This is a genomic window from Corallococcus macrosporus (genome assembly GCF_017302985.1).
GTDB lineage: Bacteria > Myxococcota > Myxococcia > Myxococcales > Myxococcaceae > Corallococcus > Corallococcus macrosporus_A.
The window spans coordinates 720,330-737,756 of the sequence record NZ_JAFIMU010000004.1; the positions used below are offsets into that span (position 1 = coordinate 720,330).

At 69.8% G+C, this 17,427-nt stretch carries 15 protein-coding genes; 5 read left to right on the forward strand and 10 right to left on the reverse strand.

Annotated features, from left to right (window positions below; all coding sequences use genetic code 11):
• Positions 1-5: 5 nt before the first annotated feature.
• The 4 genes from JYK02_RS08125 to JYK02_RS08140 all read right to left on the reverse strand — a co-directional run bounded on the left by JYK02_RS08125 (position 6) and on the right by JYK02_RS08140 (position 4,366).
• On the reverse strand, positions 6-1,289 hold the full coding sequence (locus JYK02_RS08125; RefSeq protein ID WP_207050319.1) for an MFS transporter: 1,284 nt from the start codon (positions 1,287-1,289) through the stop codon (positions 6-8).
• A gap of 72 nt (positions 1,290-1,361) precedes the next feature.
• Positions 1,362-2,468: an isopenicillin N synthase family oxygenase gene (locus tag JYK02_RS08130; RefSeq protein ID WP_207050320.1), complete on the reverse strand. Its 1,107-nt coding sequence runs from the start codon at positions 2,466-2,468 to the stop codon at positions 1,362-1,364.
• A gap of 112 nt (positions 2,469-2,580) precedes the next feature.
• Entirely contained in the window at positions 2,581-3,189 is a 609-nt protein-coding gene (locus JYK02_RS08135; protein ID WP_207050321.1) for a protease, read from the reverse strand.
• 91 nt (positions 3,190-3,280) lie between these two features.
• Positions 3,281-4,366, reverse strand: coding sequence for a M35 family metallo-endopeptidase (locus tag JYK02_RS08140; protein WP_207050322.1), 1,086 nt, complete (start codon positions 4,364-4,366; stop codon positions 3,281-3,283).
• Between the two features lie 238 nt (positions 4,367-4,604).
• Between JYK02_RS08140 and JYK02_RS08145 the strand changes: the two genes are divergently transcribed.
• On the forward strand, positions 4,605-5,300 hold the full coding sequence (locus tag JYK02_RS08145; RefSeq protein ID WP_207050323.1) for a glutamine amidotransferase-related protein: 696 nt from the start codon (positions 4,605-4,607) through the stop codon (positions 5,298-5,300).
• A gap of 29 nt (positions 5,301-5,329) precedes the next feature.
• Complete coding sequence (locus JYK02_RS08150; protein ID WP_207050324.1) at positions 5,330-6,625, forward strand: AAA family ATPase; 1,296 nt, start codon at positions 5,330-5,332, stop codon at positions 6,623-6,625.
• Positions 6,626-6,629: 4 nt separating this feature from the next.
• Here the strand turns inward: JYK02_RS08150 and JYK02_RS08155 are convergent, their stop codons facing one another.
• The 3 genes from JYK02_RS08155 to JYK02_RS08165 all read right to left on the reverse strand — a co-directional run bounded on the left by JYK02_RS08155 (position 6,630) and on the right by JYK02_RS08165 (position 10,531).
• Entirely contained in the window at positions 6,630-7,955 is a 1,326-nt protein-coding gene (locus JYK02_RS08155) for a hypothetical protein (RefSeq protein ID WP_207050325.1), read from the reverse strand.
• A gap of 126 nt (positions 7,956-8,081) precedes the next feature.
• Positions 8,082-9,089 (reverse strand): hypothetical protein, encoded by a 1,008-nt coding sequence (locus JYK02_RS08160; RefSeq protein ID WP_207050326.1) that lies wholly within the window; start codon positions 9,087-9,089, stop codon positions 8,082-8,084.
• 161 nt (positions 9,090-9,250) lie between these two features.
• Positions 9,251-10,531, reverse strand: a complete 1,281-nt coding sequence (locus JYK02_RS08165) for an OprO/OprP family phosphate-selective porin (protein WP_347402447.1) — start codon at positions 10,529-10,531, stop codon at positions 9,251-9,253.
• 183 nt (positions 10,532-10,714) lie between these two features.
• Between JYK02_RS08165 and coaA the strand changes: the two genes are divergently transcribed.
• Complete coding sequence (gene coaA, locus JYK02_RS08170) at positions 10,715-11,668, forward strand: type I pantothenate kinase (RefSeq protein ID WP_207050327.1); 954 nt, start codon at positions 10,715-10,717, stop codon at positions 11,666-11,668.
• 16 nt (positions 11,669-11,684) lie between these two features.
• Positions 11,685-12,677, forward strand: coding sequence for a cysteine synthase A (locus JYK02_RS08175; protein ID WP_207050328.1), 993 nt, complete (start codon positions 11,685-11,687; stop codon positions 12,675-12,677).
• Between the two features lie 3 nt (positions 12,678-12,680).
• On the opposite strand, the gene JYK02_RS08180 is transcribed toward JYK02_RS08175, so the two are convergent.
• Together JYK02_RS08180 and JYK02_RS08185 are read right to left on the reverse strand one after the other, a co-directional pair.
• Positions 12,681-13,949, reverse strand: a complete 1,269-nt coding sequence (locus JYK02_RS08180; protein ID WP_207050329.1) for a type I restriction enzyme HsdR N-terminal domain-containing protein — start codon at positions 13,947-13,949, stop codon at positions 12,681-12,683.
• 121 nt (positions 13,950-14,070) lie between these two features.
• Complete coding sequence (locus tag JYK02_RS08185; RefSeq protein WP_242588498.1) at positions 14,071-15,234, reverse strand: FadR/GntR family transcriptional regulator; 1,164 nt, start codon at positions 15,232-15,234, stop codon at positions 14,071-14,073.
• A gap of 264 nt (positions 15,235-15,498) precedes the next feature.
• Here JYK02_RS08185 and JYK02_RS08190 point away from each other — a divergent pair, with 264 nt between their 5' ends.
• Positions 15,499-16,125: an SgcJ/EcaC family oxidoreductase gene (locus JYK02_RS08190; RefSeq protein WP_207050330.1), complete on the forward strand. Its 627-nt coding sequence runs from the start codon at positions 15,499-15,501 to the stop codon at positions 16,123-16,125.
• On the opposite strand, the gene JYK02_RS08195 is transcribed toward JYK02_RS08190, so the two are convergent.
• Entirely contained in the window at positions 16,088-17,398 is a 1,311-nt protein-coding gene (locus tag JYK02_RS08195; RefSeq protein ID WP_207050331.1) for a DUF418 domain-containing protein, read from the reverse strand. The two genes, JYK02_RS08190 and JYK02_RS08195, sit on opposite strands and share 38 nt — an antisense overlap.
• Positions 17,399-17,427: the final 29 nt, after the last annotated feature.

The window sequence follows — 17,427 nt, forward strand, 5'->3', positions numbered from 1 at the left end:
AGGGCTCAGACGGAGGGCGCGGACTCGGTGGCGTCCTGCTCGGGGCGGGGCGGGCGGTGCTCGGCGGACTCCAGCCGGTCCACGTTGCGCAGCTCCGGGAAGAGCCAGGCCCAGAGGCCCACGACGACGAGCGTGCCCACGGCGCCAATCACCACCGCGTGCACGGCGCCCAGGGCCTCCGCGAGCGAGCCCGCGCGGAACTCGCCCAGCTCATTGGAGGCGCCAATGCACATGAGGTTCACCGCGCTCACGCGGCCGCGCATGTCGTCCGGCGTGGAGACCAGCTCCAGCGTGTGGCGCACCACCACGCTCACCATGTCCGCGGCCCCACCGATGGCCAGCGCCGCGAGCGACAGGGGCAGGGACGTGCTCACGCCGAACACCAGCGTGGCCGCGCCGAACACCGCCACCGCGATGAACATCTTCCACCCGGCGTGCCCGCCCAGCGGACGGAACGCGAGCAGCACCGCCACCACCGCGGCGCCCGCCGCCGGAGCGCTGCGCAACAGGCCCAGGCCCCACGGGCCGGTGTGCAGCACGTCGCGTGCGTAGATGGGCAGCAGCGCCACCGCGCCGCCCAGCAGCACCGCGAAGAGGTCCAGGGTGAGGCTGCCCAGCAGCATCCGCTTCTGGCGCACGAAGCGCAGGCCCGCGACGAGCGTCTTCAGGGAGACGGGCTCGCGCGACGCGCTGCCGGTGCGCACCTTGAGCGAGAGGATCCACACGATGGTGAGCGCGCACAGCGACGCGGACGTGATGTAGACGCCCTTGCCGCCCAGCCAGCCATAGAGCAGGCCGCCCAGGGCGGGGCCGGTGATGGTGGCCACCTGCCACGTGATGGAGTTCACCGCCACGGCGCGCGTCAGCTCCTCCTTCGGCACCAGGTAGGGCGTGAGCGCGGAGCCCGCGGGCGCGTAGAAGGCCCGCGCGGTGCCGAACAGCACCAGGATGCCGTAGACGAGCCGCACGTCCTGGAAGTGGCCCAGGGTGAAGGACAGCAGCAGCAGGCTGCACACCATCATCACGCCCTGGCACAGCGCCAGGATGCGGCGGCGGTCGTAGCGGTCCGCCACCTGTCCGCCCAGCAGGCTGAAGGCGAGGAAGGGGACGAACTGGGCCAGGCCCGTGTAGCCCAGCGCGAGCGCGCTCCCGGTGAGTTCGTACACCTGCCAGCCGATGGCCACCGACTCGATCTGCGCCGCGAGCACCGCGCACAGACGGGCGATTTGATACAGCCGGAAGTCGCGGTGACGGAAGATGGATGGAGCGGGGGCGGAAGGGCTGTCCATGGAGGTGGCTGCGCTGTAACGCAGCCCGTCCCCCGCCGCCAGCCACAAGGGGCACACGGCCCCGGGCGCCGCTTATGAGGTCGCGCGCATCCGGTTGAGCCGGTCGTAGTGGCGGTAGCCCAGCTTGTCGAGCGCGGCGGGCGGCGCGAGGCCGATGTCCACCAGCGTCTTGATGTCGTACGTGCCCGCGAGCACCGGCGGCGCGTAGTTGGCCACCGCCTCCGGCGTGCGGAAGCCGGGCAGCGGGAAGAGCACCTGGCTGGTGTGCACGTGCATGAAGTGCGCGGCGGACTGCCGCTGCCACCCGGGCACGCCCGGCGCGGTGATGACGTGCGGCGTGGCGAGGAACGTGCCGCCCGTGAGGATCTCCAGCTGCTGGCCCACCTGCGCCACGATGCAGCCCGCGGGCGCGGTGCCGCGCACCATCTCGCCCTGCGGCGCGTCCGGCGTCGCGCGCGTGCGCAGGTACAGGCCGCTCTGGTCGTCCGGCTTCGCGGCGGGGCGGCCCTCGGGGTTGAGGAACCGGCCTCCGGGCAAGAGCGTCAGCAGGTTGAAGTCCGTGTGCTCCTCGCCCCAGAGGATGCCGGTGTTCACCTGGGTGGGGCCCAGCGGCAGGTACTGGAGCGCGCGCGTGACGTGGGGCGCCTTCTCGCAGGCGGCGGTGAAGGTGTCCTCCGGCAGCTTCAGCGCCAGCGCGGCGCCGCGCAGCAGCTTGAGGCCGGCCTCGTGCAGCGAGCGGCCCAGGGTGAGCAGCCCCTCCTGGAAGAAGGGCGGCGCGTCGTCCGGCCAGATGTTCTCCGGGTACAGCTCCGGGAACTCCATGGCGGACTGCGGGTCCGTGGGGGTGGGCGCCGCGAAGTAGCACTCCTTGAAGTCCGGCTGCCCGTTGCTCGCGACGGCGACCTCCGTGTTGGGAGGCGTCCAGCCGCGCTGGTACCAGAAGTCCGCGCGGCCCAGGGGGCGCTTCTCCGCGTCCGGGCGGGCCACGAAGGCGGAGAACGCGTCGTAGAAGCGCTCCAGCGCGGGCGCGTCCACGCCGTGGTTCTTCACGAACACGAGGCCGAAGACGCCAAAGGCCTCGCGCAGGGCCGCCGCGGCGCGCTCGAGGCGAGCCGGTTCACCCGACGCGAGGTCCAGCAGGTCGACCGTCGGAATGTTCATCGAGGAGGTGTCCGCCATGGTGGGCCCAGGTGTATCGCGCCCGGGCCCGGCTGAGGAGGGGGACCGTGCCTGCCCGCCCCCTGGCGTACCGGGAAAATCCGGAAGGCCCTCCTCCCCGGTGCGCGCCGCTTCAGCGCGCGGCGACCGTCACGTCCACCGGGGCGCACGTCACCGGGGTGGACTTGTAGTCGCCGCCCGGGCGGGGGACGTCCTCCTTGCGCGTGGCCACGTCCATCAGCGCGTCGCGGAAGGTGATGCGGTAGGTGCCCGGCTTCTTGAAGTCATACGCCTGCGTCACCTCCACGGTGTTCTCCACCGTCGCGCCCGGGGCGATGAGCTCGTAGCTGTCCTGGGACGGGGCGGCGCGCTTCACCATGGGGCCCTGGTACTGCACTTCCTCGCCGTCGCGGGTGACCTGGAACACGGTGCCCAGGATGCCCTCCAGCGGGGTCTGCCACTTGAGCACCCAGACGGGCGTGTCGCCGCGGTTGGTGAGCTTGAAGAGGACCTCCACCGACTCGCCCACCTTGGCCTTCGGGTGGACGCTCAGGGCGCACTCCAGCTTGGGGGTCGTCACGGCGGCGGGCTCCGAGGGAGGAGGGGTGGCGGCGGGCGGCGGCGTCGCGGCGACGGGGGCCTGCTGCTGCGCGGGAGCTTCCGCGGGCTTCGGCGTACAGGCGGTGACACTGGCGGCGGACAGCACCGCGAGCCATGCGAGGTTCCTTCGTCCAAGCCCCATCACGTGACGCTCCTTTGAATGCGTGCGGCAAAAAGAAAGGGGCACGAGCCTCGCGGCCCGCGCCCCTCCGGGTCAACGGCCCACCGTCACCTTACGGCAGCGAGGGGGTGTTCTCCGCGAAGTATTCGTGGCTGTCCGCGTTGTCACGCGCGCGCGTGGGGTTGGACTTGGCCAGGTTCTTCGCGGCCGTCTGGCCGTAGGCCCAGTCGTCCGTACCGGCCACGACGGTGAAGTGGCTCATCTCGTGGACCAGCGTGCCCGCGCGCGAGTCCGTGCCCGTGTTGGGGGCGCTCCAGAAGGCGCCGCACACGTAGATCTTGTACGGCGAGCCCGGGTACACGTACGCGTACGTCCCGCTCTCGTTGCAGCTGCAGTCCACCACGACGGCCGCGCTGGCGAACGCGTTGGCGATCTTGGTGAAGTGCGTCTTGATCTCGCTCCAGCCGGTGCTGGAGTACGTGCCGAACCACGTGGTGTAGCGGCTGGTCGCGGAGGGCGTGGCGCTCAGGTAGCTGACCGCGTTGTTGGAGTACGTCTTCGCGCTGTTGAAGGCGGTGCTGATGCTGCTCTGCTCGGAGCTGGTGCAGGCGCCGGAGTAGGCCAGGCTCTGGCCCGTCACCTGGCGCATCGCCTCCGCCTCCTCGCGGCTGTTGCGGCGCCCCTCGATGAAGAGGCTGACCGAGTTGGACGACAGCGCCGTCACGCCCGCGCGCGCCTCCAGCTCGTAGCGGATGCTGTAGGTGCCGGAGACGGACAGGTCATACGCGTCCGACACGACGACCGGGCCGGAGATGCTCTGGCCGGGGGCCAGGGTAATCAGGTCCTCGGAGCGGCCCAGCACGCGCTTGAAGTGCGCGCCGGTGTACTCCACGGCCTGGCCGTCACGCGACACCGACAGGCGGCCCTCGTTGAGGCCCTCGCCCGGCGCGTCCCACTTGTAGATGCTGACCGGCGCGGAGGACGTGTTGGTCAGCGTCACCTCCACCGTCACGCGCTCGCTGGCGGCCATGGAGGCCTTGCCCACGGACACCTGCGCCGTCAGGGCGCCCTGGGCCTGCTCCGTGGCCTCGGCCGGGGTGGACTCCCCCTCCGCCGGAGGAGCGCCGCAACCACTCAGCAGGGAAACGCCGACCACCGTGCCCATCAGCCACTTGAAACCGCGAAGGCTCTTGCTCACGAGGAACTTCCTTTCGGAAACGACGCGACGGGGGAAACGCCAGGGGGAACGCCCGGGTCCGCATGCTTATAGGAGAAACCGGGCCCACTGATGATGGCATGAAATACTGTGAAATAAATGCCTGCGGGCTATCCGGGTTCACGCCGCGTCGCGGCCAGGCGTGGCCGGCAGCGTTAGTCTTCGCGCGGCACGCATTGCGTGTGGCACCAACGAAGACACAGCGAAGGGGTGGCGGACGATGCGCGCGGTGGTGGTCGAGCACGAGGAGCACGAGGGGCCGGGTCTGCTGGGCCCCGCGCTGGAGGCGGCGGGCTTCACGCTGGTGCGGCGCTTCCGGACGGTGAAGCGCGAGGACGTGGACGCGCCGCTGATGGTGGTGATGGGCGGCCCCATGGGCGTGTACGAGGCGGACGCCCACCCGTTCCTCAACGAAGAGCTGTCGCTGCTGGGCGAGCGGCTGGCGTACGACCGCGCGTGCGTGGGCGTGTGCCTGGGTGCGCAGTTGCTGGCCGCGGCGGCCGGGGCGACGGTGTCTCCGGGCAAGAACGGCTTCGAGGTGGGGGTGGGGCCGGTGCGCTGGACGCCGGACGCGCTGAAGGATCCGGTGGTGGCGGGCGTGAAGCCGCGCACGGCGGTGGCGCACTGGCACGGGGATACGTACACGCCGGTGCCCGGCGCGACGCTGCTGGCGTCCACGGACCGGTACACGCAGCAGGCGTTCCGGCTGGGGAAGTCTTACGGCTTCCAGTTCCACCTGGAGCTGACGGCCGCGGAGCTGGGGCGCTGGCTGGAGCTGGGGGCGGAGGACCTGGTCACGCGGGGCAAGGACGTGGAGGCGCTGAAGGCGCAGCTGCCCAAGCTGAAGTCGGCGGAGGCGGAGAACACGGAGCTGCTGCACCGGCTCGCGCATCAGCTGGCCAAGGGCCTACGCTGAACGGCGGTCCCCGGGGAGGGCCGGACGCCATGAAGCTGACCCGCCTGCATGTGCACCACTACCGCGGGCTCGCGCCGGACACGGTGCTGACGTTCGGCCCCACGCTCAACGTGGTGGTGGGCGCGACGGGCAGCGGCCGCACGACGCTGCTGGAGCTGGTGTCCGCGGTGCTGTGCTCGGACTTCTCCGGGCTGCTGCGTGAGCCGTTCGCGCTGGAGTACGCGCTGCGCTTCGACGCGCTGACGGTGGACGTGGCCGTGCGCAACGAGCCGCCCGCGGCCCTGCCCGCCACGGCGGGGGAGGGCGGCCCCGAGGGTCCGGGCGCCGCGCTGGCGCTGCCGCCCGGGGCGCTGGCGCACGGGCTGATGCCGTCCATCGTGGCCACGGTGCGGTGGGACGCGGCGGAGGACGCGCGGCTCGTCATGCGCGCGAGCGCCACGGGCTTCGCGTGCGAGGTGGCGGGCGCGGCAGGCTTCTCCAAGCGCATGCACTGGTCGGTGCTGGACCGCTCCGTGTGGACGCTGCTCTTCATGGCCGCGCAGTACCTGGAGCGCGGCGTGAAGGACCGGCTCAAGGACCTGCTGCGGGAGACGTTCCTGCTGGCGCCGCCGCGCTTCGACGAATCCCTGGGCATGTTCGAGCGCATCGGCGCCATCCGCTACGCGATGGAGCAGCGCGGAGAGGAGCTGTTCCCGCTGGGCCTCATGGCGCTGCCCACGTGGATGCCCGGCTGGCTGCGCGAGCAGGTGGAGCGCGAGCCCGTGCCCCCGGCGCTGCTCCTGCGCCACGACGCCATGCCCCAAAGCTTCCTCGCGCGCTTCGTGACGCTGGCGGGCTTCGCGTCGGGCACGCTGTCCGTCGACGTGACGGAGACGACGACGCTGTCCCAGGGCGGACGGCTGGGCTTCAGCGGCTTCCGCTTCGCGTTCGTGCGCGCGGACGGCACGCCGGTGACGCAGGAGCAGCTGGGGCATGGCCAGAAGCGGCTGTTGTCCTTCCTCTACTACCTGGACGTGCACGAGGCCTTCGTCATCGCGGACGAGCTGGCGGACGGCCTGCATCCGGACCTGGTGCGCGCGTGCGTGCACGACGTGGGCGCACGGCAGGCCTTCATCACCAGCCAGAGCCCGCTCGTGTTCGAGCACCTGACGTTCGCCAACGCGGAGCAGCTGCGCACGTCGTTGATCCGCTGCGAGACGGGCGCGGGGCAGGGCGGCTGGCGGTGGACGCAGCCGACGCCGGAGGAGGCCGCGCGGTGGTTCGACGCGTACCGCGCGGGCGCCGTGCCGCTGGGCGCGGTGCTGCGCGCCCAGGGCTTCGCGTGAGGCTTCAGGGGGCCGTCAGCCCCTTGAACAGGAAGCCGTCATCGAACCCGCGTGAGACGTAATCCGTGGTGCCCAGGCGCAGGGTGCCGGAGAAGCTCCCCGCCCCCACGAACTCGCCCTGCTTGTTCACCGCCACGTCCGTGAAGTACGGGCGCCCGGTCGAGGAGAATGTGCGGCGCCAGTGCTGCTGCCCCTGGATGCGCTCCAGCCTCGCGGTGAAGAGCGTGTAGCCCGCGGACGAATCCACCGCGGTGGCGGCGCCCCCCACCACCACGCTGTCGTCCTCGCCCATGGCGACCGCGCCCACGGGCTGCGGGTAGCTGTGCGCCCAGCGCTCCTCACCGGCCAGGGTCCACGCGGCGACGAAGCCCACATTGCCGTCGGCGGGCTTCGGAAAGTCCTGCCCCGCGAACGTGAAGGCGTCGTTGATCTGCCCTCCCGCCACCACGCGGTTGCCCTGCACCGCCACGCCGAGCGCGCCGCCGCTCGCGTTCACCAGCGACCGCGTCCAGACCACCGTGCCCGTGGGATGGACCTTCCAGACCTGCGGGTCGGGGTAGTGGATGCCCGCGAAGTAGAAGGCATCCGTTTCATCCACGGCGACGCTGGAGCCGCTGCCCAGGTTCCACTGCTCGCGCACGGTCCACTGCGGCATGCCGGCGGCGTTGAACTTCGTGAGGAAGGCGGTCCGGACGTCCGACACCATGGAGGAGTTGGGGCCCAGGCCGAAGTCCACCGTGAGGTAGGCGCTGCCCGTCAGGCCGATGGCGTCCTGTGAGTCGGTGACCAGGCCCCCCATCGTGATGTTGCCCGTGAAGTGCCGGGCCCACTGGAACTGCCCCGTCTTGTGCAGCTTCAGCAGGAAATCACCCGCGGGCCGCGTTCCTCCGCCCAGGTCGATGGACCCGCTCGAGCTCCCGGCGATGACGACGTTGCGCTCGCGGTCCACCGTGAGCGCCGACGCGCCGACGAAGCTCTGTCCCCCGGGGGGGGGCGCGACCTCGAAGGAGCGGGTCCACAGCAGCGCGCCGGCCGTCGTGTACTTCGCCACCGCGAAGCCATGGCTGTCTGGGTTCCCCGACCCGACGGGGCCCGCGCCCAGGTCCACGCTGCCCTGATAGTTGAGCAGCGCAAGGATGTTGCCGTCGCGGTCGAAGGCCACCGCACTGGCCTGATCGGACCTGGAGGAGCCCAGGTGCTTCACCCAGACGAAGTCACCCCCCGAGAGCTCCGCTTCCCGTGCGCGCGGGGATGCCTCGGGTGCCTCCACGGGGCCGCACCCGGCGAGCGCCACCGCCAGCGCGACGCTCCAGAGAAGCCGCCCACCCATCCAGCCGTGTGTCATTCCCATGCGCACCCCGCTGTGTCCTCAAAGACAGACAGTGGGAGTTAGGAATGACGCGGAGTTCGGGACACTGCCCCGGGGGGCAGTAGGGTTTTGGAATTTGAACAGTCTTTAGCGGCCGGAGAGCAGCTCCGTGCTGAAGGAGAAGCCGCCCAGGAGGTAGGGCATGGCGTTCACGCGGTTCTCATGCTTGAGGTACCAGCCGGCGATGAGCAGCACGGTGGGCCGGGTCATGACGCCGCCCGGCTTCGTGTCAAAGGCATACGCGACGAGCGGCCCCACGCGGACGTGCTGGTTGGTGGGCAGGCTGCGCCCGGGCAGCGGCTCCACCGCGGAGGTGTCTTCGCTGTAGCGGGGCCACACCGCGGACAGCCGGGCGCCCAGGGTCCACTTCCCCGCGAGCCAGAGCAGGTCCGTGTCGTTGGCCAGCACCCAGCCCTTGCCGGGCACCAGCGTGTCCAGCGTCGGGTCGTAGAACGTGCCGTTCGCTCCGCCGCCGCGCAGCGCCACGTTCCAGTACTCGATGGCCAGCTTCGTGCGCAGCGCCACGGACTTCACCTTCGCCTGGAGCATGGGCTCCACGAAGAAGTGGTGGCCGGAGGTGCCGTAGGCCGCGTCGTTGGTCGCGCTGCGCAGGTCGTCGTCGTAGGGCTGGAAGGAGTCCGGATAGGACTGGACGCTGCCGAAGGTGCCGAAGAACTGGACGTACTCGTAGCCGGCGCGGAGGTTGAACATCGCCACCGGTTGCAGCTCCACCACGGGCCCCAGCTTGAAGAACGCGGGGCTCAGCTTGAGGCTCGCGCCGGCGCTGGCGTACGTGTCACGCAGCAGCATGGAGGGGCTGTCGAAGAGGCGCTTCTGGTAGACGAGCCGGTTCTGCGACTCGAGCCCCAGCGGGTTGTAGCGGACCACGTTGAGCGTGGTGAAGAAGACGCGGCGCTCGGGCAGGGGCGGCTGTACCGGGGGCGGCACGTCCTCCGTGATGGGAGGCTGGGGCTGCTGCGCGGCCACGGGCGCGCCCAGGCCCAGGAGCGCGAGCAGCGCGGCGCGCGTGAGCCCCTTCGACAGGGAGGGGGAGCGGACAGACGTCGGGCGCTGCGGGGACTCGTTCGCGGGCATGCGTCCTCTCGGCGGGAGTCCGCGGAAGAAGGCCCCCGGGCAAGGGCCCCTCCTTCGCGGGCAGCGGGAGCGTCGTGCACCTGACGCGCTCGCTTCAAGACGCACCAGGACGAAGCCGGGGTGACACCGGGCGTCACCGGGCATTGCCGGGCCCGGGGGCTTCAGAACGTGAGCTGGAAGCGGGACAGGAGGGCGTTCTCGGGGGCGCGGTCGCCGTCCGGGGCGCCGCCCTCGTAGTTCGTGCGGTGGAAGTTCAGGGCGAATCTCACGCGCCGGTTGAAGGCGAAGGTGGTGGCCACGCCGAAGCCCTTCGCGCCCGTCACCGACCGCGCGGGGTTGGCGAAGCGGGGGAAGGCGGCGTCGTCCACGTCCAGCGCGTGGTAGCGCGCCGCCACCTCCAGCGCGCCGCCCTGGAGCGTCTTCGGGTCGAAGGGCTTCGCCGGCCGGGCGCCCTCGAAGGAGGCCTTCCCGCCAAACACCCACGACACCGCCGTCTGCCACGCATGGTGGCGCAGCCGCGCGCGCCCATCCGCGACCTGGACCTCCTGCGACGAGCGCACGTACTCCGCGAGGATGCCGAAGGAGCCCAGGTAGAAGTGGCCCTGGGGCGAGAAGCGCAGGTGCTGGCCGTGCGCGGTGACCGTCTCTCCGGTGTCCGCGTTGCTCAGGTAGCTGAAGATGACCTGCTGGCCCGGGCTGCGCCAGGGCGCGAGGCCGGTGTTGGTGGCCGTGCCGAACTGGAGGCCGCGCGTCACCGCGACGCCCAGCCCCAGCGCCTGGAGGAAGGACGGCTCGCGCCCCTTGAAGGGCAGGGCGAAGACGCGGGCGACCAGGTCGAAGCTGTCATCGGTGTTGGCGTCGGTGCTGGCGCCGTCGGGGTCGCCGTTCACCACCGCCAGCGAGTACTGCCACCGGCCGCCTTCGCCCTCGCCGTGCAGCTCCAGGCCCTCGTCGCGGTTGGGGACCAGGTCCACCGTGAGCGAGCGCTCGATGAAGGGGTTGTCCATGTCGGACTGGAGCAGCTCCAGCCCGAACGGCGTCTTGAACCGGCCCGCGCGCAGGCGGACCCATTCTCCCGGACGGAAGTCGAGGTACGCGTCCTGGATGATGGACTGCCCCAGGCCGAAGTCCGGCATGAAGCGGAAGTCGATGAAGCCGAAGAGCGTCCCGTCCAGGATGGGGCGCATGCGCCGCACGATGAACGTGTTGGTGCCGGTGCGGTCCGGGTCCTCCAGGAAGAAGCGCCCGTCGCCCTGGAGCTGCCCGCGCAGCTTGAGCACGAAGGCCTTGTCCGCGGACGACAGCGTGAAGCCCTCTTCCGACGCCTGGATGACCGGCGGCTCCGAGGCCTTCGGAGGTTCCGGGGCCTGGGCCCGCGCCTGGGGTGAAGCGAACAGCAGGCCCGTGGCGGCGACGAGGGCGGCGGTGGAGGAGGCGGACACTCGGGGACCTCTTGAGGGAGGGACGGGCGCCAGGGGGCGGGAGCGCCCCGCGCCGCGAGGGCGTGACCGGGAAGCGGGCAGGCACGTTGGGGACGGGAAAGTCCTGCTGTCAAGAATCGCAGGGAAGACCTGTTGTCACCTTCACTTGCCGGATCCGGGGCGGTCTGGTTCATGCTGGGTGGCATGTCCGTGACCCGACCCCGCGCCGCATCGATGTACGTCGACCTGGACCGCGACGCGTGGCGCGAGCTCCGGGACTCCACGCCGATGACGTTGACGGCGGAGGAGGTGGAGAAGCTGCGGGGCCTGGGGGACCGGCTGGACATCCACGAGGTGGAGGACGTCTACCTGCCGCTGTCGCGCCTCCTGCACCTGCAGGTGGCGTCGGCGCAGTCGCTGTGGGCGGCGCAGCAGGCGTTCATGGGGCACTCGGTGCGCAAGGTGCCGTTCATCATCGCCGTGGCGGGCAGCGTGGCGGTGGGCAAGAGCACCACGTCGCGCATCCTCCAGGCGCTCCTGGCGCGCTGGCCGGATCATCCGCGCGTGGCGCTGGTGACGACGGACGGGTTCCTGCATCCCAACCGGGTGCTCGCCGAGCGGGGCATCATGAACCGCAAGGGCTTTCCGGAGAGCTATGACCGGCGCGCGCTGGTGCGCTTCCTGGCGGAGCTGAAAGCGGGGCGCGAGGAGGTGACGGCGCCGGTGTACTCGCACCTCGTCTACGACATCGTGCCGGAGGAGGCGCAGTCCATCCGGCAGCCGGACATCCTCATCCTGGAGGGGCTCAACGTCCTGCAGACGGGGCCGGTGGAGGGCGGGCGGCTGCCGCAGACGTTCCTGTCGGACTTCTTCGACTTCTCCATCTACGTGGACGCGACCGAGACGGACATCCGCCACTGGTACGTGGAGCGCTTCCTTCACCTGTGGGAGACGGCGTTCCGCGACGAGCGCTCCTTCTTCCGGCGCTTCTCGGAGCTGACGCGCGAGCAGGCCATCGCGCGGGCCGCGTCGGTGTGGGCGGAGATCAACGGGCCCAACCTGGCGGAGAACATCGCGCCCACGCGCTCCCGGGCGCGGCTCATCCTGGTGAAGGGCAGCGACCACAAGGTCCGCCGCGTGCGGATGCGCAAGCTGTAGTCGAGGGAGGACGGACATGGCGCCACGAATGGGTTCGCTCTGGGACGCGGTGGGGAACACGCCGCTCTTGCGCATCGGCTCGCTCAGTCGCCAGACGGGTTGCGACATCGTCGCCAAGGCGGAGTTCATGAACCCGGGCGGCAGCATCAAGGACCGGGCCGCGAAGGGGATGATCCGCCGAGCCGAGGAAACAGGGCAGCTCAAGCCCGGCGGCACGATTGTCGAAGGCACCGCGGGCAACACGGGCATCGGCCTGGGGTTGCTGGGGCGCGAGCGGGGCTACCGCGTGGTGGTGACGATGCCGGACAACCAGGCGCGCGAGAAGTACGAGCTCCTGGAGGCCATGGGCGTGGAGGTGCGGCGGGTGCCTGCGGTGCCCTTCTCCAATCCCTCGCATTTCTTCCACCAGGCGCGGGTGCTGGCGGAGGCGAACGGCTGGGCGTGGATGAACCAGTTCGAGAACACGGCGAACGGCGACTTCCACTACGAGACGACGGGGCCTGAAATCTGGGAGCAGGCGGAAGGCAAGGTGGACGTGCTGGTGGCGGCGGTGGGCAGCGGCGGCACGCTGTCCGGGACGAGCCGCTACCTGAAGGAGAAGAACCCGGCCCTGCGCGTGGTGTTGGTGGACCCGCCGGGGTCGGGTCTCTACTGCCAGGTGCGCACGGGGAAGATGGAGACGGTGGGAAGCTCCATCACGGAAGGCATTGGCATCATGCGGCTGACGGAGAACTTCCGGCAGGCGCGAGTGGACGAAGCCATGCGCCTGGAGGACCCGGACATGCTGGACATGCTCTACCACCTGGCGCGCGAGGACGCGCTGGTGGTGGGCACCTCCGCGGCCCTGAACGTGAGGGCCGCGTGGGAGGTGGCGCGCAAGCACCAGGGGCAGGGCCTGCGCATCGTCACGTTCCTGTGCGACCACGGCAGCCGCTACGCCTCCAAGGTGTTCAACCCGGAGTTCCTCGCGTCGAAGCAGCTCACGGTGAAGCCGCTGCCAGCGGAGTGAGGCCTACTGGCTGGCGACGACCTTGAGGGTGGGCTCCACGGGAGACTCCTCCTTGGCGGTGAGGGACAGCTCCAGGCTGCGGGCGACCAGCGCCTTGAGCGCCCACACCTCGGGAATCGACTGGATGTAGACCCGGCTCACGCCGAAGGCCGAGGGGGACGCTTCGACCTCGAAGCCCGCCGCGAGCGTCTTCGCTTCGTCGACGGGAACCCAGGTGGCAAGGCTCTTGCGTTTGCCATTGCCGAAGAAGCGCACGAACCACTTCGTGGGTTTCTTGAAGGACACGTTGAAGTAGCTCGCGGTGTCCCGGTAGAGGACGTCCTCCGCCGCGTGGCCGTTCTTGGTGCAGATGTCCCGGATGACGCCGAAGAAGGACAGCTCCTCCTCGGTGGTCTCCACGGCAGGGCGTCCCTTGTCGTCGCTCAGGGCGCGCGGCTCCGTGTCGAAGGGCCTGGCGCTCTCGGCCTTCACCACGTTGGGGCCTTCCTTGGCGGCGGAGGGCTCCACGCCTTCGTTCAGCCGCTGGATGCGCTCCTTGAGCTTGTCGAGGAAGTCATCCCCCATGACCCGGAGGAGGGTGGGCTCGATGGCCTCCTTCGCGACCTCCGCGAGGCGCTCCATCACGGCGGTCGTCCGCTTCCCCTTGTAGATGTCCTCGGTGAGCCACTTGAGGAAGCCCTCGTGCTCGCCGGGTGATTTCAGGGCCGCGGACAGCTTGTCGATCATCCCCTGGCGGTAGCGGCTGTTCTCCGCGTCGGTGATGAGCGTCGTGGCGTTGAAGGATTCGCGGCTGAACTTGGAGAGGAACTTGGCGACCTTGGCCCAGTCCGACTTCGTGTCCTCCAGGGAGAACGTGAAGAAGGGCTCCGGGTCCATGACGTTGGGGTTTTCCAGGTCACCGAAGAACAGGTAGTGGCACCCGTCCGTGATGATGCCGAAGTGGAGCTCCGGGAGCTGGGAGAGGTAGCGGGCCAGTTGCTGGGCGCGTGACTTGAGGTCCGTGCCAAGGGGTTTGGTCTCGATGACGATGAGAGGCTTCAGCCCCGTCTGGTCGAAGATGGCGAAGTCCATCCGGTCCGGGAGTTTCTTGCCGTCGCCCTGGACGAAGTCCGCCGAGTACTCAAGACGCACCTCCCGCGGAAGCCCGGGGTCGTAGCCAAGCAACCGGATGAAGGGGACCACCAGCGCCTGCTTGGCGGTCTCTTCGTTGGTGATGAAGTTCTTGGAGTCCTGATAGCGCTTGACCAACTCCAGCAATTGATTCGCATCCACGGTCATTCCCCCCAGCAACCCGTCAAAGGCGGGCTCCGGGAACAACAATCCTGGGCAGCGTCCTTGTCCATACCTCCTTCGAGTGAGGTAGCGCCTCAGCGGAACGACTGACCGAAACGGCTCAGACCGAGGCAGGGTCCGTTCCGCAGGGTACGTCGCATTGTGCTACGCAGTTTTCGCAGAGGCTGCTGTTGCTCTTCGCCGTGCTGGCCCCCGCTACGACAGGCAACTGGCAACTCAAAGGCAGTCCGCAGGAGCAGGTGGATAAGGAGGCGGACTGGAGGCCTTCCTCTGGACTCGAATCGTCTCGACCGTCGGACGGACTTCCCGCGGCCGCGTCCACGGCACTCCCTTCCACGCGCTCACACCCGGGCTCGCTAGACATAAGGCTCAGGGCGATTGAAGGACGCAGTTCCTCGCCGTCCGGCTTCGTGGGGCAGTCGAGGCCCCGCTTCGTCACGCAGGGGATGACCTCCAAAGCCCCTTCCTGCGCGCTGGCTGACATGGAGGCTTCGGGGAGGGAAGTCTCGGGGGATGCATGCATCCGAGGACGTGGGGCGAACGAGTCGAGCACCCGCGCATCACACGCCTTCAGCAGTAGCGGCAGTTGGTGCTGAAGCGCCTGCATGTCGCGCTCGCTCAGGGCGTGCATCGCGCACCGGGCCCACTGGCCCAGGACTTCGCCGCCCATGAAGGGCAGCAGCCGTGCCTCAATGCCCCTGAAGGCCCTTTGCAGCGATTGGATGAGGAGCAGGTGCCCGGGACGCGCAGCCACCTGGGCCGCCAGCCGCAGCAGCTCGAACTCCAGCTGGGCGCAGCGCTCTCCAGGGTGCCAGCGCGCCGCGTCCCAGAGCGCGTAGCAGACGGACTCCAACCGGCCAATCTCCGACTCGGAGGCATTCGCGCAGCAGTCGGCCAAGAGCTCCACCAGCACCTGCCGCTTGAGGCTGAAGAAACCCTCCAGCAGTCGCCGGCCCTCCTCGGAGCGCGCGGCATGCAGCGCCAGGCCCAGGTTCTCTAGCGTCAGCGTTTCGTCCAGCGCCACCGCTCGCGCCTGGCGTCCGGGGTGCTGCACCACGAGGCCTCGTGCCGCCAGCCGCCGCAGGGCCTCGCGCACCGTGCCCCGGCTCACGCCATACCAGTGGGCCATCACCCGCTCCGAGGCCAGCCGCCCGTTCCTCGGCAGGCGCCCCAGCGCGATGTCCTGCTCAATCTGCTGCTCCACATATGCCACCAGCCCCACCCTCACCATCTCCGCCGCCCTTCTCGCCGATGCTTCGCGCATCCAACCAGACGGGTCTGACATGGACGGGACGAACTGGGGGACCCGCCCTCCGGCGGCGGACTCCGCGAACTGGTCCGACAGTCGGACCAGTTGGGCGACGTCGGCCCCGGCAGGGGCCTTGGCTCATGGGCTCTTCCTGTGCGCCTGTCGGGCCTGCGCGTCACCGCTCCGTTCCTGCTGAGAACTCAGGGATGCAGGGTTTATCGACGGGCTTCTGGCGCCCTGACTAGGATGCGCGCCGTCCTCTTCCTTCACGGAGCTTCGATGGTGCGCACCCGGTTCGTTGGCCTCCTGGCGTTGCTGTTCGTCGTGGTCCCCTTCGTGTCGGGGGCCCAGGATGCCGTGGCTCCGGCGGCGGTGGCCTCGGGTGACGAGGCGACGCATCAGGCGCTGCGTGCCATCAAGCAGGACATGGAGGACGCGCTCAACAAGCAGGACCTGGACCGGTTGCTGTCGCACCTGCACCCGGACGTCGTGTTCTCCACCATGAACAACGACGTTCGCGTGGGGAAGGACGCCATCCGGGAGTACTACGCGCAGATGCTGGGCGGCCCGAACAGCGTCGTGAAGAAGGTCACGGCGAAGTTCGACGTGGATGCGCTCACGCGGCTGTATGGCAACTCGGGCGTCGCGTATGGCTCGTCCCTGGACCACTACATCCTGAGCGACGGCACGGACCTGGTCGTCAATGGCCGGTGGACCTGCACGCTGGTGAAGGAGGGCGACCGGTGGCTCATTGCCGCGTTCCACTACTCCACCAACGTCTTCGACAACCCCCTGCTCACCAAGGTGAAGAACGCCGCCATGGGCTTCGGGGCGCTGGTCGCGGTCGCCGCGCTCGCGGCGGGTTTCTTCATCGGACGCCGGGGACGCCGGTCGGCGACGGCTTGAGCTCGAGCCGCATGGGCTGGCGCTTGCCGTAGGTGAGCGAGCGCCACAGCCACTCGGCCGGACCGAAGCGGAAGCGCGACAGCCACCCGTGGCTGAATGGAATCTGGAGCACGAATACCGCCATTGTCAGCGCCACGCATTGTGACGGTGGCAGCTTGCCGACGAGCCCGAGCCCCCAGCCGTCGTAGAGGCAGAGACTCACCACCGTCTGCAGCAGGTAGTTGGTCAGCGCCATGCGCCCCACGGGTGCCAGCACGCCCAGCCAGCGGCGCCAGCGCTCCTTCTGGAAGAGCAGGGCGAAGGCTGCCACGTAGGACGCGGCGAGCCCCAGGTAGCCCACCTCCTGGATGGCGGACAGGGTGAACATCCAGTGCGCCTTTGATGGATCCAACAGCCCCGCGAGACGCAGGTGCTGCACCACCGCCCCCGTGCCATTTCCCAGCACGCCCAGCACCAGGCCCCAGCCCAGCAGCTTCCGGTGCCAGGCGCGGTGGCGATCCACGTCCTGGAGCAACAGGTGCCGTCCCGCTAGCAGCCCCAGCAGGAAGCGACCCAGGATGAAGATCATCCACAGCAGCCGCTTGAGCGTGGGCAGCATGTACTGGAGGAAGTGCGCGTTCGCGGCCTGCGTCGTCCAGAGTGAATCGCTCTTGAGTCCCAGCAGCAGCCGCCCTCGCGTCTGGGCCTCCATGGCCTCGGTGGCCTTCGCGGCGTCGGCCGCGGCCTGCGCACCGTGGATCAGGATGGGTCCGAAGTGCAGGAGCGCCGGCACCACCAGCGGGACCACCACCACCGACAATCCGACCCACACCCAGAGCGTCCGGTCCGAGCGGTCCCGGAAGAGCAGCAGCGCGAAGCCCAGCAGCGCGTACGTGGAGAGCACGTCTCCCGCCCACAACACGGTGAGGTGCACCACGCCGATGCCCAGCAGCACCAGCAGCCGCCGCGAGTACACCGGGACGACGGAGGCTCCACGGCCCTCGGCTCGCTTCAGCTGGATGGAGAACCCCAGCCCGAAGAGGAAGGCGAACAGCGTGACGAACTTCTGGTTCACGAAGAAGTGGTAGAGCGTCGAGACCGCCGCCTCCAGGGGTGGCGCCGCCAGCGCCTGGGCCTGCTCGCGCGGCATGAGCACGCGGCCGCTGAACCACGCGAAGCTGTTCGACACGAAGACGCCCCACAGCGCGAAGCCGCGCAGCACGTCCAGGAGCGGCAGCCGCTCGGAGACGTCCACCGGACGGGCGCTGGAGGCGGAAGAGACGGAGTCGGACATGCGTCCAGCAGATGCCTCCCTCCCGTTCC

What these genes read in the sequence shown, in the direction of transcription:
- JYK02_RS08150 (WP_207050324.1), top strand. Translation starts at nt 5,330, where the DNA reads ATGAAGCTGACCCGCCTGCATGTGCACCACTACCGCGGGCTCGCGCCG.
- JYK02_RS08175 (WP_207050328.1), top strand. Translation starts at nt 11,685, where the DNA reads ATGGCGCCACGAATGGGTTCGCTCTGGGACGCGGTGGGGAACACGCCG.
- coaA (WP_207050327.1), top strand. Translation starts at nt 10,715, where the DNA reads ATGTCCGTGACCCGACCCCGCGCCGCATCGATGTACGTCGACCTGGAC.
- JYK02_RS08185 (WP_242588498.1), bottom strand. Translation starts at nt 15,234, where the DNA reads ATGCGCGAAGCATCGGCGAGAAGGGCGGCGGAGATGGTGAGGGTGGGG.
- JYK02_RS08160 (WP_207050326.1), bottom strand. Translation starts at nt 9,089, where the DNA reads ATGCCCGCGAACGAGTCCCCGCAGCGCCCGACGTCTGTCCGCTCCCCC.
- JYK02_RS08135 (WP_207050321.1), bottom strand. Translation starts at nt 3,189, where the DNA reads ATGGGGCTTGGACGAAGGAACCTCGCATGGCTCGCGGTGCTGTCCGCC.
- JYK02_RS08155 (WP_207050325.1), bottom strand. Translation starts at nt 7,955, where the DNA reads ATGGGTGGGCGGCTTCTCTGGAGCGTCGCGCTGGCGGTGGCGCTCGCC.
- JYK02_RS08145 (WP_207050323.1), top strand. Translation starts at nt 4,605, where the DNA reads ATGCGCGCGGTGGTGGTCGAGCACGAGGAGCACGAGGGGCCGGGTCTG.
- JYK02_RS08195 (WP_207050331.1), bottom strand. Translation starts at nt 17,398, where the DNA reads ATGTCCGACTCCGTCTCTTCCGCCTCCAGCGCCCGTCCGGTGGACGTC.
- JYK02_RS08125 (WP_207050319.1), bottom strand. Translation starts at nt 1,289, where the DNA reads ATGGACAGCCCTTCCGCCCCCGCTCCATCCATCTTCCGTCACCGCGAC.
- JYK02_RS08190 (WP_207050330.1), top strand. Translation starts at nt 15,499, where the DNA reads ATGGTGCGCACCCGGTTCGTTGGCCTCCTGGCGTTGCTGTTCGTCGTG.
- JYK02_RS08130 (WP_207050320.1), bottom strand. Translation starts at nt 2,468, where the DNA reads ATGGCGGACACCTCCTCGATGAACATTCCGACGGTCGACCTGCTGGAC.